This window comes from Mesorhizobium sp. M4B.F.Ca.ET.143.01.1.1, from assembly GCF_004792275.1.
In the GTDB taxonomy this organism is placed as follows: Bacteria; Pseudomonadota; Alphaproteobacteria; order Rhizobiales; family Rhizobiaceae; genus Mesorhizobium; species Mesorhizobium abyssinicae.
On the sequence record NZ_SRSR01000146.1, the window covers coordinates 1 to 375 of the forward strand.

1 protein-coding gene is annotated in these 375 nt (G+C 65.1%); it reads right to left on the reverse strand.

What is annotated here, in order from left to right:
* A partial coding sequence (locus EN786_RS36365) for an FAD-dependent oxidoreductase (RefSeq protein ID WP_189524384.1) occupies positions 1–358 on the reverse strand: 358 nt, incomplete at its 3' end.
* Positions 359–375 lie beyond the last annotated feature (17 nt).

Genomic DNA, 375 nt, shown 5'->3' on the forward strand with positions numbered 1-375 from the left:
CGACGCCGTCGAGCTTGAGCAGGCACGGCCGCGAGCCGGTCGCCAGGATCAGCCGGTCGAAGGCGAGCGTTCCACCGCCTGCAACATTCAACTGGCCCGCGCCGGCATCGATGCTGTCGATGCGCACGCCCGGCCGGAAATCGATGGCATTGCCCGTATAAAAAGCCTCGCCGCGCAAAGGCTGCGGATTGGCCTCCGGGTCCTTGATGAAGGTCTTGGACAGCGGCGGCTTGTGATAGGGCAGCTCCTTCTCGTCGCCGATCAGGACGACGGGTCCTTCGTAGCCCTCTTCACGCAGGCTGGCGGCCGCCTGCACGCCGGCATGGCCCGCACCGACAATCACAACCCCGTTCGTCATCGCAATCCTTTTTTGCC